The 14128-nt window shown below is 63.6% G+C and carries 13 protein-coding genes; 4 read left to right on the top strand and 9 right to left on the bottom strand.

Features of this window, described 5'->3' with window-relative positions:
- The first annotated feature begins 93 nt into the window (after nt 1-93).
- Nucleotides 94-828, top strand: a complete 735-nt coding sequence (locus DJFAAGMI_RS11405) for a TetR/AcrR family transcriptional regulator (RefSeq protein WP_249334152.1) — start codon at nt 94-96, stop codon at nt 826-828.
- Between the two features lie 21 nt (nt 829-849).
- Nucleotides 850-1311, top strand: coding sequence for a hypothetical protein (locus DJFAAGMI_RS11400; RefSeq protein WP_211457228.1), 462 nt, complete (start codon nt 850-852; stop codon nt 1309-1311).
- A gap of 22 nt (nt 1312-1333) precedes the next feature.
- Here the strand turns inward: DJFAAGMI_RS11400 and DJFAAGMI_RS11395 are convergent, their stop codons facing one another.
- Nucleotides 1334-2368 carry a serine/threonine protein kinase gene (locus tag DJFAAGMI_RS11395; protein WP_211457227.1) on the bottom strand — a complete coding sequence of 345 codons (1035 nt, stop codon included), beginning with the start codon at nt 2366-2368 and terminating at the stop codon, nt 1334-1336.
- A gap of 178 nt (nt 2369-2546) precedes the next feature.
- Between DJFAAGMI_RS11395 and DJFAAGMI_RS11390 the strand changes: the two genes are divergently transcribed.
- Nucleotides 2547-3212: a 2'-5' RNA ligase family protein gene (locus DJFAAGMI_RS11390; protein ID WP_211457226.1), complete on the top strand. Its 666-nt coding sequence runs from the start codon at nt 2547-2549 to the stop codon at nt 3210-3212.
- Here DJFAAGMI_RS11390 and DJFAAGMI_RS11385 read toward each other — a convergent pair.
- From DJFAAGMI_RS11385 to DJFAAGMI_RS11365, 5 genes are all read right to left on the bottom strand, one after another.
- The gene (locus DJFAAGMI_RS11385; RefSeq protein WP_057093717.1) at nt 3209-3625 is read right to left on the bottom strand and encodes an organic hydroperoxide resistance protein; all 417 of its coding nucleotides are present in this window, start codon (nt 3623-3625) and stop codon (nt 3209-3211) included. The genes DJFAAGMI_RS11390 and DJFAAGMI_RS11385 overlap by 4 nt on opposite strands.
- Before the next feature lie 52 nt (nt 3626-3677).
- Complete coding sequence (locus DJFAAGMI_RS11380; RefSeq protein ID WP_211457225.1) at nt 3678-4151, bottom strand: MarR family winged helix-turn-helix transcriptional regulator; 474 nt, start codon at nt 4149-4151, stop codon at nt 3678-3680.
- Between the two features lie 143 nt (nt 4152-4294).
- Nucleotides 4295-5620 (bottom strand): serine hydrolase domain-containing protein, encoded by a 1326-nt coding sequence (locus DJFAAGMI_RS11375; RefSeq protein ID WP_211457224.1) that lies wholly within the window; start codon nt 5618-5620, stop codon nt 4295-4297.
- Nucleotides 5621-5641: 21 nt separating this feature from the next.
- A complete protein-coding gene (locus DJFAAGMI_RS11370) occupies nt 5642-6457 on the bottom strand; it encodes a crotonase/enoyl-CoA hydratase family protein (protein WP_211457223.1) in 816 nt (271 codons plus the stop codon).
- A gap of 75 nt (nt 6458-6532) precedes the next feature.
- Entirely contained in the window at nt 6533-7381 is an 849-nt protein-coding gene (locus DJFAAGMI_RS11365) for a 3-hydroxybutyryl-CoA dehydrogenase (protein ID WP_211457222.1), read from the bottom strand.
- A gap of 197 nt (nt 7382-7578) precedes the next feature.
- On the opposite strand from DJFAAGMI_RS11365, the gene DJFAAGMI_RS11360 reads away from it, so the two are divergent.
- A complete protein-coding gene (locus tag DJFAAGMI_RS11360) occupies nt 7579-9171 on the top strand; it encodes a GMC family oxidoreductase (protein ID WP_211457221.1) in 1593 nt (530 codons plus the stop codon).
- 1 nt (nt 9172) lies between these two features.
- On the opposite strand, the gene DJFAAGMI_RS11355 is transcribed toward DJFAAGMI_RS11360, so the two are convergent.
- From DJFAAGMI_RS11355 to DJFAAGMI_RS11345, 3 genes are read right to left on the bottom strand one after another with little or no spacing between them, the layout of a single operon-like run.
- Complete coding sequence (locus tag DJFAAGMI_RS11355; protein ID WP_211457220.1) at nt 9173-10387, bottom strand: GGDEF domain-containing protein; 1215 nt, start codon at nt 10385-10387, stop codon at nt 9173-9175.
- A gap of 9 nt (nt 10388-10396) precedes the next feature.
- Complete coding sequence (locus tag DJFAAGMI_RS11350) at nt 10397-11848, bottom strand: AMP nucleosidase (RefSeq protein ID WP_211457219.1); 1452 nt, start codon at nt 11846-11848, stop codon at nt 10397-10399.
- 45 nt (nt 11849-11893) lie between these two features.
- Nucleotides 11894-13972 (bottom strand): putative bifunctional diguanylate cyclase/phosphodiesterase, encoded by a 2079-nt coding sequence (locus tag DJFAAGMI_RS11345; RefSeq protein WP_211457218.1) that lies wholly within the window; start codon nt 13970-13972, stop codon nt 11894-11896.
- Nucleotides 13973-14128: the final 156 nt, after the last annotated feature.

Below are 14128 nucleotides of genomic sequence, written 5' to 3'. Positions count from 1 at the left end.
TGGGAAAGCATGGGTGGAGCAGGCATCCGCATGTCCGGTGTGGGCAAGTCGGCTTGACCTAGAATTATTAAAAATGACTATTTGGTCAATTTTATGAATTCTAGAAAAGGATTTCAGCGCATGGCGGATGGCGCGGCGGCTGCCCCTTGTGCAGACCCGGATATCGGTACGCAGGCAAAGCGTCAGCGGCGCACGCGTGGCCCGAGTCTCGACAAGACGGCGCAGACGCGTCAGCAGATTGCCGAGGCCGCGCTGGCCGAGTTCGTGGAGTGCGGCGTGGCTCGCAGCACCATGGAGCGCATTGCCTGCCGCGCGCAGGTGGCCAAGGGCACGCTGTATCTCTACTACCCGTCCAAGGACGAGCTGCTGCGGGGTGTGGTGGAGCATGCGCTGCGGCATTCGGCCGTCTATCAGCCGCTCCGGCGCCGCAAGGGCGAGACGGTGCGCGCCTTACTGCGCCGCAGTCTGCTGCCGACGCTGGAGGCCGTGGACAGCAGCGAGCGCGGCATGCTGGCACGCCTGGTGCTCAGCGAGGCACGGCATGCGCCCGAGCTGGCTAGACTGTACAAAGAGCTGGCTTTTGATGCCTGGCAGAACTATGTGCAGGATCTGCTGGCGCTGGCCGTGAAAGAGGGGGAGCTCAGGACCCGCTCGGTCAGCCGCAGTGCCCAGCTGCTGGCCAGCCCGTTCTGGATGGCGCTGGTGCACAACAACCTGCTGGCCTCCGAGGGCTCGCAGAAGCTGGCCCTCAAGCCGCTGGTCGAGCTACTGATTGATAACCTTTTTGCGGGCACGGCCGGTGACAATGCGGCTGTCAAACGTCAGTGAGAGTCAGTGAGAGTCAGTGAGATGAATTCCATGCCAGTCACCATCAAGCCCGGTTATCACAGAATCCTGAGCACGGTCTGCGCCGCTGCTCTGGTGCTGGCCTTGCCCGCCTGCGGCTCCGTCGGGGCCGGAGTGGGCGTCGGGATTCCGGTGGGCCCGTTTTCCGTGGGCGTGGGTCTGGGCAGCGGCGGTCTCAGCGCAGGCGTCGGCACGGGTGTCGGGCCTGTCGGCGTGGGCGTAGGCGTCAACCAGCGCGGGCAGGTGCTGGGCAGTGCCGGCGTCGGCGCGTCCACCGGCGTGGGCGGTGCCAGCGTGGGTGTCGGGGTGGGATCCTCCACCGTGCTGCATGATCCCAATCGCCCACAGGCACCAGAGGCGCAACCCGCGCCGCCGCCGGCCCCCGCACAGAGCGGCGATGCCGTGCAATGGCGCGATGCACGAGGGCAGCTCGTGCCCGAATGCCGTTTGCAGGGGCGCTGCTAGCTCTTTGCAGACATGGACCGCCCTAGGCGTAGAGCGGCTCCTGCTGCATGGCTTCGATCTGTTCGTTCAGCATGCCCACCTGGCCCTGCCAGTAGTCGGTGCTGCCGAACCAGGGGAAGTTGATGGCAAAGATCGGGTCCTGCCAGCGGCGCGCCAGCCAGGCGCTGTAATGCAGCAGGCGCAAGGTGCGCAGCGGCTCGATCAGCGCCAACTCGCGCCGGTCGAAGCTGCGGAACTGCTCATAACCCTCGAGCAGGGCCGACAGCTGCTGGGTCTGCTGGCCTCGGTCGCCCGAGAGCAGCATCCACAGATCCTGCACGGCGGGGCCGCTGCGTGCATCGTCCAGATCGACAAAATGCGGGCCGCCATGGCCTTCGTCATCCAGCGGCGTCCAGAGAATGTTTCCCGGGTGACAGTCGCCATGCAACCGAATCTGTGTCGCAGAATGCAAGCCAAAATGGCCTGCAGCGCTTAATCCATCAGCGGATGGTGCTATCAATGAAAGAGCTTTGTCGCAAGCCTGCTGCCAGCGGCTGCGTACTTCGAGCGCGACGACCTCGTGTTCGAGCAGGTAGTGCATGGATTCGTAGCCAAAGCTTTTCAGGTTCAGCGCCGGGCGATGGGTGAAGGGCTGGGCGGCCCCCACGGTGTGGATGCGGGCCAGAAAACGGCCTATCCATTCCAGCACCTCCCAGTCGTCCAGCTCGGGGCGGCGCCCGCCGCGCCAGGGGCTGATGCTGAACAGAAAGCCCGCATGCTCATGCACGGTCTGCCCTTGCAGCGCCAGCGGCGCCACCACGGGAACCTCGCCAGCCGCCAGCTCCTGGGAGAAGGCATGTTCTTCCTCGATCTGGGCGCGGCTCCAGCGGCCTGGGCGGTAGAACTTGGCGACGACCTTGTCGCCCTCGTCCTGGTGGGCCAGATAGACGCGGTTTTCATAGGAGCTCAGCGCGGTCAGCCGCCCGTCCGGCACAAGGCCCGTGCTGCACAGTGCATCGATCACGCAGTCCGGCGTGAGGTCTGCATAAGGGTGAGAAGGGTCTTGGGTATCGCTCATCCCCGCATTGTCAGGCTCAAACAGGCTCTTGCGAACCGGATGGCATGGCACATGCGTGGGCAAAATTGCTTTTGATTTGATAGCTGTTGCCGTTTCCCCGGCGGATGTTGGTGGCCGGAAATCCCGGGAAAACTGACCGGAATGCCGTGCATGTCGTCCGCGCTGGCACACTGCCCGCATGCAAGAGAGCGAAGCATTTTCACAGCCCTGGAAGGACCGGGATTTTGCCGAGTGGCATCAAGGTTGCCCCTGGTGTGCGGTCTGGGTGGTGATGCTGCAAGGCCATGGTCTGGAGTCCGTGCTGCAGCAGGCCAGATCCAGGCTCGGTGATGCCCTGCTGCCGCGCCATGCGCGCCAGCCGCATATCACGCTGGCCTATAGAGGGCTGTGCGGGGGAGGGGACGAGCATGCGGCGCGGGAATATGACCGGCTGGCGCTGCGCGCCGATGTTGCCATGCTGCAAAGCCTGCGGCTGCGCCCTTTTGCCGTGCAGATCGCGGGGGCTGGCAGCTTTACCACCGTGCCTTATCTGGGCGTAGGCGAGGGGCAGGAATGCCTGCAGCAGCTGCATGCAGCACTGGTGCCTGCAGAGCCCGCGCCGGGCTGGCGCTATGTGCCCCATGTAACCCTGGGCCACTATGCGAGAAGGCTGCCGCTGAGAGAGGTTGTGGACAAGTTGCTGGCACTGACCCGGAACTTGCCGGTTATCGAGGTGAGGCAGTTGGCGCTGGCCCGCTATGCGGCGGCCGATATTGCGGGGCCGCTGACGCTGGAGGGCGTCTTCGAACTGGACACCGGGCGTTATGTGGCTGCGCCCGGTGCCCTGTGGTCTGAGCCGCTTTAGGCGATGGTCAGCGTCACGCCGATATTGCCGCGTGTGGCGTTGGAGTAGGGGCAGACTTGGTGAGCAGTGTCCACCAGTTGCTGGGCCGCAGCTTTGTCCATGCCGGGCAGGCTGATCTTCATGCGCACAGCGATGCCGAACACTTCGCCCACGGGGCCCAGATCGACTTCGGCATCCACCGACAGGTCGGCGGGCAGGGTGATCTTCTGGCGAGCGGCGACCGCCTTCATGGCGCCGATAAAGCAGGCGGAATAGCCGGCGGCAAACAGTTGCTCGGGGTTGGTGCCCTTGCCGGCCCCGCCGGGCGAGCTCAGCTGGATGTCCAGGCGGCCATCATCGGTGCGCGAAGCGCCTTCGCGGCCGCCGGTGGTGTGGGCGTGGGCGGTGTACAGAACCTTGTCGAGTTGGGCCATGGTGTCTTCCTTTGCGAGATTGCCCGGCAATGCGGGCGGGTGGAGGAAATCGTCAGGAGTGGCTGCGGCGCGGCGCCAGTCGTGCGCGCAGTGTGCCGAGCTGGCCCGTAAGGGCCTGCAGCTCGGGCAGGGTGCACTGCGTGCTCTGAAGCACGCAGGCGGGTATCTTTTCGGCTTCGGCGCGCAGCGCCCGGCCGGTATCCGTGAGGGCGATGCGCACACGGCGCTCGTCCTGTGCATCGCGCTGGCGTGCCAGCAGGCCTGCGCTCTCCAGTCGCTTGAGCAGGGGCGTCAGCGTGCCTGAATCCAGGTAAAGACGTTCGCCCAGTTCCGAGACCGTGAGTTGGTCGCCTTCCCAGAGCACCAGCATGACCAGATACTGAGGGTAAGTCAGGCCTATGGCATCCAGCAAGGGTTTGTAGAGCTTGGTCATGGCCAGCGATGCCGAGTACAGCGCAAAGCAGACCTGGTTGTCCAGGCGCAGCAGCTCGGAGCTGTCGGGGAGAAGGTCGTCATCGGATCGCATGGGTTGAATTATTGCAGACAATTAAATTGTGTGCAATTTAATTTTGAATTCAGATCGTCAGGCCGGAGGGGGCAGTGCAGAGGTCCGGAGCAATGCAAACAGGCTCCGTGAGCGGAGCCTGTCGCGGCTGAAACGTCCCGTGCCTAACGGGCGGTCAGTGCATCGGCCAGGGCCTGGTACATGGGCAGGCTGGTCGGGTCTATGCCCGCATTGCCTGCAATCGGGTGGGAGGCATAGCGCACCACCACCATCTGAGCCTTGGGGTCGATATAGATGGCCTGACCGTGAATGCCGCGCGCCATATAGGCCCCGTTGGGGTTGTGCGAGACCCACCACATATTGCGATATGACCAGCCGGGCAGCGTGGCATAGCCGGCCTTCACGAACTTGGCCGGGTCGGCGCCGCGGCGGATGTCCTGGACCACGGCCCTGGGCAGCACCTGCTCGCCGCTGGCGGTGCGGCCTTCGTTGCGCATCAGCTCGCCGAAGCGGGCCAGGTCGCGCAGCGTCGTGTTGAGGCCGCCGCCGCCCGATTCCGTGCCTATGCGATCCACCATGAAGTAGGCGTCCTGCTCGGCTCCGATGCGGCTCCAGATGCGTTCGGACAGCAGCTGGGCCAGAGGCTTGCCGCTGGCGCGGCGCACGATCCAGGCCAGGACCTCGGCGTTGGCCGTCTTGTAGGCAAAGCCCTGGTCATGCTCGCCCTCTTTCTGCAGGGTCTGCAGAAATTCGTAGAAGCTCCTGGGGCCGGCATAGTCCTTGCCCTGCGGCATCATGCCGCCGGCGCGGGCGTAGTCCCAGACCTCGGCCTTGGGGTCGGCGTAGTTCTCGGAGTACTTCACGCCGATCGTCATGTCCATCACCTGGCGCACCGTGGCGTCCCCATAGGCGGTGTTCTTCATCTCGGGCAGATAGTCGGTCACCGGTGCCTCGGGCTTGATGAGGCCCTCGTGGGCCAGCAGGGCGGCCAGGGTGCCGACAAAGGACTTGGTGACCAACATGGCCAAGTGCGGGCGCTGCGGCTCCAGCGCGCCCAGGTATTTCTCATAGATCACGCGGCCCTTGTGCATGACCAGAATGCCGTCGGTGTAGTTGCGATCCAGTGCCTGGGCAAAGGTCAGTTCCTCGCCCGTGCCCATGACCTTGAAGCGCACTTGCTCGATGTCGACCGGAGCCGAGCGCAGGGTGCTGGGAGCGCCCGGGCCGCGCCAGACATTGGCCGTGGGCGTGATTTCTCGGATATGCGAGAAGGTCCAGCGTATGCGGGGAAAGGTATTGCCCACGGGGTTGTCGAAGGTGATGAGCTTGTCGGCAGCGGGCGGAAAGCCCTGCATCCAGCCCATGGCCTGCACGCTGGTGCTGGCCGGGTCGGGCAACGCGGGTGCTGCAGCCTGTGCATGGACTACAGAAACCATAGCTGTCAGCGCAAGTGGCACAAGCGTTCTGCGCGTAAAAGACTTCAAACTCATCATCACCTCTTGAACTTGGGATCAACGACCGGTAAAACGGGCTGGGCGTTTCTCGATGAAGGAGCGCACGCCTTCGGCGGCGTCCTCACTGTTGGCCAGGCGCTGCTGCACGGGAATGAAGTCGGCCACGGCGGCGGCCTGGCCCAGCTCTATGGCCTTGAGAACATTGAGGCGCGTGGCCACCACGGCCTGCGGTGCCTGGGCGGCAATGCGCTCGGCAATGCGAAAAGCCTCGTCCAGTTCCTGGCCTGCGGGCACGACCTTTTGCACAAAGTGGCAGCGCAGGGCCTCGGCCGCGTCGAATGCGTCGCCGGTCAGCAGATGCAGCATGGCATTGCCTACGCCGGCGCGCTCGGGCATGCGCAGCGTGGCGCCGCCCGTGGGCATGATGCAGCGCTGCACTTCCATCTGTGCAAAGCGGCTGCTGTCGGCAGCGACGACGATATCGGCGCCCAGCATCAGTTCTATGCCGACGGTAAAGCAGATGCCTTTGACGGCAGCAACCATGGGCTTGGTGCGGCGGCGGTAGCCGGGCAGGCCATAGTCGTGCGGCTCCACGAGGCCGGCAGGGATGGCTTTCTGACCAGTCTTCATGAATTCGGCAATGACGGGCAGATCCAGCCCCGCCGTGAAATGATCGCCGAAAGCATGGAGCAGGCCCACGCGCAACTCAGGCTCGTCGTCGAGCCGGGTGTAGGCCTCTGCCAGCTGCTGGAACATGGCCGGCGTCCAGCCATTGCGCTTGGCCGGGCGGTTGATGCCGATCAGCAGCACATGGCCGCGGACTTCACAAGAAATGCAGCCCTCGGGCGGAGGGCTGGGATGGTCGATTTGCATGGCAGGTCTCCTGCTGCAACCTTAGACGGCTGTCGCAGCCGCCGCAGTCGCGCACAAGACCTGAAGGCCGGCGATTTAGTAGGTGTAAACACCCTGGCCGGTCTTGCGGCCCAGACGACCGGCAGCCACCATTTCGCGCAGCAGGAAGCAGGGGCGGTACTTGCTGTCGCCGAATTCCTTGAGGTAGACCTCCATCACGGCCAGGCAGACGTCCAGACCGATCATGTCGGCCAGGGCCAGTGGACCAATCGGCTGGTTGCAGCCCAGTTTCATGCCAGCGTCGATGTCCTCGGCGGAGGCCGTGCCTTCGCTGAGCACCTGGAAGGCCTCGTTGATCATGGGCACCAGAATGCGGTTGACCACAAAGCCGGGAGCGTTCTTGACGGTGATGGGCGACTTGCCCAGTTTTTCCGACAGGGCCTTGACCGCATCGTGGGTGGCGTCACTGGTCTGCAGGCCGCGGATGATCTCCACCAGGGCCATCATGGGCACGGGGTTGAAGAAATGCATGCCGATGAACTTGTCGGCACGCTGGGTGGCGGCCGCCAGCTGGGTGATGGAAATGGACGAGGTGTTGGTGGCAACGATCACGTTCTGTGCCAGCAGGGTATCGAGCTGCTTGAGGATCTTGACCTTGAGCTCGTAGTTCTCGGTGGCGGCTTCGATCACCAGCTGTGCCGACTTCAGATCGTCGTAGCTGGTCGAGGTCTTGATGCGTGCCAGCGCTGCGTTCTTGTCGGCTTCGCTGATCTTTTCCTTCTTGATCAGGCGGTCCAGGCTGCCGGCCACGGTGGCCAGGCCTTTTTGCACGGCGGCCTCGGAGATGTCGACCATCACCACGTCGATGCCCGACACGGCGCAAGCCTGCGCGATGCCGTTGCCCATGGTGCCGGCGCCGATGATGCCTACGGTTTGGATTGCCATCTTTTTTGTCTCCATTCAGATAAGTGCGTTTGAACGGGAAAATGTTATCCCGGTTCTGACCGGGTTTGACCCTAGTCGGGCATGGTTGGCGTGTTAGGAGTCATCACGATGACAGTGTTTCTTCTGCACGACCGTGTTTTTCCGCGTTTCGCCGCTGCAGACCTCTGGTCAGAATTTGCAGCAAAAGGAGTGCGGACATGCGTGACTATCTGGTGGTGGGAGGCGGCTCCGCTGGTGCGGTTCTGGCAGCCAGGCTCAGCGAGAACCCACAGGTCAGCGTGACCTTGCTGGAGGCGGGTGGCGAAGACACAAGCGTGCTTATCCACTGCCCCGCAGGGCTGGCGCTGATGGCCAAGCAGAAAAACTACAACTGGGCCATGAGCACGGTGCCGCAGCCCGGGCTTGGTGGCCGGCGGGGCTACCAGCCGCGCGGCAAGGTGATGGGCGGCTCCAGTTCCATCAATGCCATGATCTATCTGCGTGGCCAGCCCGGGGACTATGAATATTGGAGCGCTCAGGGCAATCCAGGCTGGGGCTGGAGCGATGTTCTTCCCTATTTTCTGAAGGCCGAATGCAATACGCGCGGCGCGGACGCGCTGCATGGTGCCAGCGGTCCCTTGCATGTCTCCGATCTCTGCGACCCGAATCCGCTGGCCCAGGCCTTTGTGCGCGCAGGCGTGCAGGCCGGTCATGCACACAACCTCGACTTCAACGGCACTGCTCAGGAAGGCGTGGGTCTGTATCAGGTCACGCACCGCAATGGCGAGCGCTGCAGTGCGGCCAAGGCTTATCTGACGCCGATGCGCGGCAGCCGGTCCAATCTGGAAATCATCACCGGCGCTCAGGTGCGGCGGGTTCTGATGGACGGACGCAAGGCCGTCGGCGTGGAATATGTGCAGGGAGGGCATGTCAGGCAACTGCTCTGCCGGCGCGAGGTTCTGCTCTGCGCCGGCGCACTGCAGTCGCCGCAGTTGCTGATGCTCTCGGGTATAGGTCCGGGTGAGCATCTGCAGCAGCTGGGCATCGATGTCGTCCACCACCTGCCTGGCGTGGGCGAGCATCTGCACGACCATCCCGATGTGGTCCAGGTGGTGGATGGCCCTCAGCTCAAGGACAGCTTCGGCATCTCGCTTGCCGGTCTCAGGAGCGTCTGGCAGGGCATTGGCCGCTGGCGCCATGAGCGCCGGGGCATGCTGACCAGCAATTTCGCCGAAGCCGGTGGCTTTATCCGCAGTCGGCCCCAGGAGCCGGTGCCCGATCTGCAGCTGCATTTTGTGGTGGGCAAGCTGGTCGACCATGGCCGCAAGACCTTGCTGGGCCATGGCTACTCCTGCCATGTCTGCCTGCTGCAGCCCAAGAGCCGGGGGCGCGTGAGGCTGGCATCTGCCGACGCGGGCACCATGCCGCTCATAGACCCGGCCTTTTTTGCCGAGGCCGACGATATGCAGCGCATGGTGCGCGGCGTGCACCGTATGCGCGACATTCTCGATCAGCCCGCGCTGGCCCGTTTCGAGGGTCGGGAGCTGGAGCATTCGGCGCAGGCGCGCAGCGACGAGGAGATTGAACAGTTCATCCGCCGTTACGCCGACACCATCTATCACCCCGTGGGCAGCTGCCGCATGGGCCCGGGCGCTCTGGACGTGGTCGATGCCAGGCTGTGCGTGCATGGTGTCCAGGCTTTGCGAGTGGTCGATGCCTCGGTCATGCCGCGCATCGTGAGCGGCAACACGAATGCGTCGACCATCATGATTGCCGAGAAGGCGGCCGATCTGATCAAGGCTGCCTGCTGACTCAGGCCAGCGGAGCCAGGTCGGATTCGACAGGTTTTTCGTCGGGTGGAGGAGTCAGGGTGGTGTACTCCACCCGCCCCCGGCCCTGCTTCTTGGCTTGCTGCAAGGCAGCATTGGCGTGGCTGGACAGCTCGTTGAGGCTCAGGCCCTTCCAGGCCGCAGGGACCAGTGCGCAACCCGCGCTGAAGTCCAGCTCCACCTGCAGCTCGTATTGCGCGCCAATCTGCAGTGTGGATTTGATGCGCGTCAGCAGCGATCTGACGCCCTGCTGGTCTGCATGAATCAGCAGGCAAAAGGACTCCCCCTGCCAGCGGGCCACGACCTCGTCGCCGCGCATCTGCTTTCTCAGCGTGCGTGACATCAGCTGCAAGGCCTCGTCTCCGGTCTGATAGCCATGGCGGCGATTGATGTGCGAGAAATGATCCATGTCGATCAGGATCAAGGCCAGCGGCAGGTCTTCGCGTTGTGCCCGGTTGAGCATGTGGCGGGCCTGGTTGCGGATGGCCTGGCGCAGTGGCAGGCCGGTCAGGCTGTCTTCGGGCTTGTCCGCCTGCTGCCGGCGGTGTTCCTCGTCACGCCAGGCCATCAGGATCGCCACAAACAGGATGGCGGTGAACAGGGGCACCAGCCAGGACGGCGACAGGCCGGGATCGAGCTCTTGTTCAAAGCTGTAGACCCGATGCGCATGCAGAGCCAGATAGCTGCGAGCGAGCAGGGCCAGGGCTGTGCACAGACCGGTGCCGAAGAACAGATAGCGCCAGGTCCGGGCCGCCGGGGTACGCGGAAACAAGGCCAGGCTGGCCAGCGAGGCAATCGCCAGGCCATAGCAGATGTTGAACCAGAAAAGCCGGTAAGGCTGGCTTTGAATCAGTATCAGCTCGCCGGCCAGGGCAAGCAGGCAGAGCACGGCGAGCGCGCGCACCAGCGACTGTCTTCTGGGGCCCAGCCAGCCCTTGAGCGCCTTTTGCAGCTGCCACAGAGCGCCTGTAGAGGCGGCGGTCGCCGCCACCGACAGCAGCGTGTTCCAGGTCAGCGAGGTGGAGCGCGTGGCGCTGAGCACCAGCAGCCAGGCCAGGCCTTGCAGCAACAGGAATTGCTGCGCATTGCGGGCTGCCCGGCTCAGCTGGGGGCCCATGAACCATGGCAGGGAGAAGGCGACCAGCATCAAATTGACGGCGACCATCAATGTCATGGAGAACTGGTCGACCTCGAGCATGGCAAGGCCTTACTGGAAGGCCACCTCGTCAAAGCTGCGCAGCTTGCGACTGTGCAGGCGGTCGGAGCCGCCTTCGCGCAGTATGTCCACGGCACGCATGCCGATGCGCAGATGCTGGTCCACACGCTCGCGATAGAAATGGTTGGCCATGCCGGGCAGCTTGATCTCGCCGTGCAGCGGCTTGTCACTGACGCACAGCAAGGTGCCGTAGGGCACGCGGAAGCGGAAGCCGTTGGCGGCAATGGTGGCAGATTCCATGTCCAGCGCCACGGCGCGGCTCTGGCTGAAGCGGCGCTGGGGCAGGTTGTCGGGCAGCAGCTCCCAGTTGCGGTTGTCGGTGCTGGCCACGGTGCCGGTGCGCATGATGCGCTTGAGATCGGCACGCTCCATCTGCGTCACGTCGGCCACGGCCTGCTGAAGCGCGACCTGGATTTCGGCCAGTGCCGGAATCGGCACCCACAGCGGCAGCTCTTCGTCCAGCACATGGTCCTCGCGCACATAGGCATGGGCGAGTACATAGTCGCCCAGCTGCTGGCTGTTGCGCAGACCCGCGCAGTGGCCCAGCATCATCCAGGCATGGGGGCGCAGCACGGCGATATGGTCTGTAATGGTCTTGGCATTGGCCGGGCCCACCCCGATATTGACCATGGTGATGCCGCTGTTGTCCGCGCGCACCAGGTGATAGCCCGGCATCTGCGGCAGGCGCGGCGGCGCGTTTCCGAGTTCGTCGACGGGTTCCGCGGGCAGGCCCGCGCGGCGGGTCACCACATTGCCGGGCTCGACAAAGGCGATGTATTCGCTGTCCTCCTTGGCCATTTCGGCATGGCCCAGACGGATGAATTCGTCGATATAGAACTGGTAGTTGGTGAACAGCACGAAGTTCTGGAACCAGTCCGGGGCCGTGCCCGTGTAGTGGCGCAGGCGGTGCAGCGAGTAATCCACGCGCGGCGCGGTAAACAGGGACAGAGGCAGGGCCTCGCCGGCCGCAGCGCGCCAGGTGCCGTTGGCGATGCCGTCGTCCATGGATTCAAGATCCGGCAGATCGAACACATCGCGCATCAGCATGCGGCGCTCCGGCGAGAGCGAGCCTTCGATATGGTCGTTGTCGGCGAACGAGAAATGGATGGGGATGGGCTTGTCGCTGAGACCCACTTCGATGGGCACCTGGTGGTGCAGGATCAGCAGGCGCAGCTGCTCGCCAAAATAGCTGGCAAACAGGTCGGGCCTAGTCAGCGTGGCCTCATAGGTGCCGGGGCCCTCCACAAAGCCGTAGGTCAGCTTGGTATCGGCCTGCGCCACCGTGGTGGTCTTGATACGCACAAACGGGTAGTAGGCGTGAATCGGCGCTGCCGGGGTTTCTCCCGCCACGAAGCGCTGCATGGCAGCTCGCAGATGATCGATCTGCTCGCGGTACAACTGCTGCACATGGGCTAGCGCCTGGAGGGCGTCCGTATGGAACATGCTGCTGTTCTTATGAGAGGGTGTCGGTGTATTCGAGGCCATGCACTATTGTCTTTGTAGCAGTTGACAGTGTTGCGACATCCATGCCGAAGCCTGCTCGGCAGGTAATGGCGCTGACACGAGAAACCCTTGCATCATGGCACAGCCCATCTCTCTGAGCATGTCCAGCTGTTCAGTGCTTTCCACACCCTCGGCCAGAATCTCCAGATGCAGACTCTGGCCCATCTGCACGATGGCATTGACGATGGCGGCGGCATCCGGGTTGTGTGGCAGATCGGTCACGAATGAGCGGTCGATCTTGAGCCGGTCTATAGGGTGCTTGCGTAGATAGGCCAGAGACGAGTAGCCGGTGCCGAAATCGTCGATGGCCAGGCCCACCCCCAGCGCCTTGAGGGCATGCAGGGTCTGCTGCATCTGGTTGCCCGAGAGCATCAGCGTGGTTTCAGTCACTTCGATATGCAGATAGCAGGCTTCCAGCCCCGTGTCGGCCAGAGCCTGGGCCACTTCCTTGACGACATCGCGCTGGCGGAATTCCTGTGCCGACAGGTTGACGGCCACGGGGATGGCGGGAAAACCCTGTTGCTGCCAGGCATGGGCCTGACGGCAGGCCTGATTGAGCACCCAGCGATCCACGGCCGCGATCAGCCCCCGGTTCTCGGCAAAGCCGATGAATTCGTCGGGCGAGACCAGGCCGCGGTGCGGGTGCCTCCAGCGCACCAGGGCTTCGAAGCCGGCAAGCTCGCCTGTCTGCATCAGGGTCTGCGGCTGGTAATGCAGCTCGAATTCGCCGCGTTCCACGGCGTTGCGCAGCATCTGCTCCTGCATCAGCATGCGTGTTGCACGGCTCTCGAGCGCCGGCGTGTAGAACTGGGAGAAACTGCGGCCGCGGCTCTTGGCCATCTGCATGGCGGCCTCGGCATTGCTCAGCAGGGATGCCGGGCATTTCCCGTCCTTGGGATACATGGCGACGCCGACACTGACGGAAATCACCAGCTGGGTGCCCTCTATCAGATAGGGCGCCTCTGCCGTGGCGCGCAGCCTGGCCAGCAGGGCCTCGGTCTCCAGCAGGCTTGGGTTGTCGGGGAGCACGATGACAAAGTCGTCACTGCCGGTGCGGGCCACGATATCCTGAGTGCCGACGGTGCTTCTGAGCCGCTGCGCCAGCTCGCACAGCAGCAGATCTCCTGCCTGATGACTGAGCGAATCGTTCACCGACTTGAACTGGTCCAGGTCCAGCGACAGTACCGCCAGTCGCGATTGCTCGCCGGCAGCCCTGGCGATGGCATCGGCCAGCAAATGGTTGAGGCGGGCCCGGTTGGGCAGATGCGTCAGAAGGTCATGCTGGGTCAGATAGTCCATGCGCTGCCGGGTCTGGAGGTTTGCGGTCAGGTCGCGCAGCAGGACGATGCGGTGCCGGTCTTTTTCCCCGGGCATGGTGCTGGCTTCTATCTCCACCGGAACGAGCTGGCCGTTCTTGTGCACGACCACGGACTCAAGACGATCTTCACGTTCGCTGCGCATGTTCTGCAGCGCCCGCAGACGCGCCTCGGGCGCCACGTAATCGAGCACCGGCGTGCCGCGCAGCTCTTCGAGCGAATAGCCAACCAGCCGGGAAAGCGCGTCATTGCCGTCCATGATGACGCCATCACGGTGCAGCACGATGGCTTCGGTGGTGATGGCCGCGAACTTGCGCATGCGCTCTTCGCTGTCGCGTATCTGCTGCGTTGCCAGATGGTGGTGGCTGACATCGGTCATCAGCGCCACGACTCCCTTGAGTACGCCATTTTCCTCATGCGGGCGCAGCACTGCCTCGATGTGCTGCAGTCGACCGATCTCGTGCTCGACCTGGCGCGTATAGCGCAGCGTCTGGGTGCTGTCCACCGCCACGGAGTTCAGATAAGGTTCGATCTGTGTCCAGACCGGCTCGCCCACGATGTCGCGCACATCCATGCCCACAATGCTTTGCATGGTGTGACCGAAGTGCTCTGCGTAGCGCGCGTTGGCAAAGCGGCAGGCACGTGTCTCGGCATCAAAATAAGCCAGCATTGCGGGTGCTGTATCGGCCACCAGCCGAAGAATGGCGTCCTCATCCCTCGTTTGCTGTGCTGTCAACGTATCAGGCATGCGCCTCCCTTTTTTCTGGGAGTATTTATATAGGAATCAGGTCAGCCACGACCATGATATGTCCATCACCGAAGGGATTGTGAATTGCTTTTCAGACAACTTGCAAAGACTATTGATGTATCAGAACACTTGGTGATATAGAGGCTCAGGAACCCG

Source organism: Comamonas brasiliensis (assembly GCF_018292285.1).
GTDB classification, from domain to species: Bacteria; Pseudomonadota; Gammaproteobacteria; order Burkholderiales; family Burkholderiaceae_C; genus Comamonas; species Comamonas brasiliensis.
This window is presented reverse-complemented; position numbering and strand designations above follow the sequence as displayed.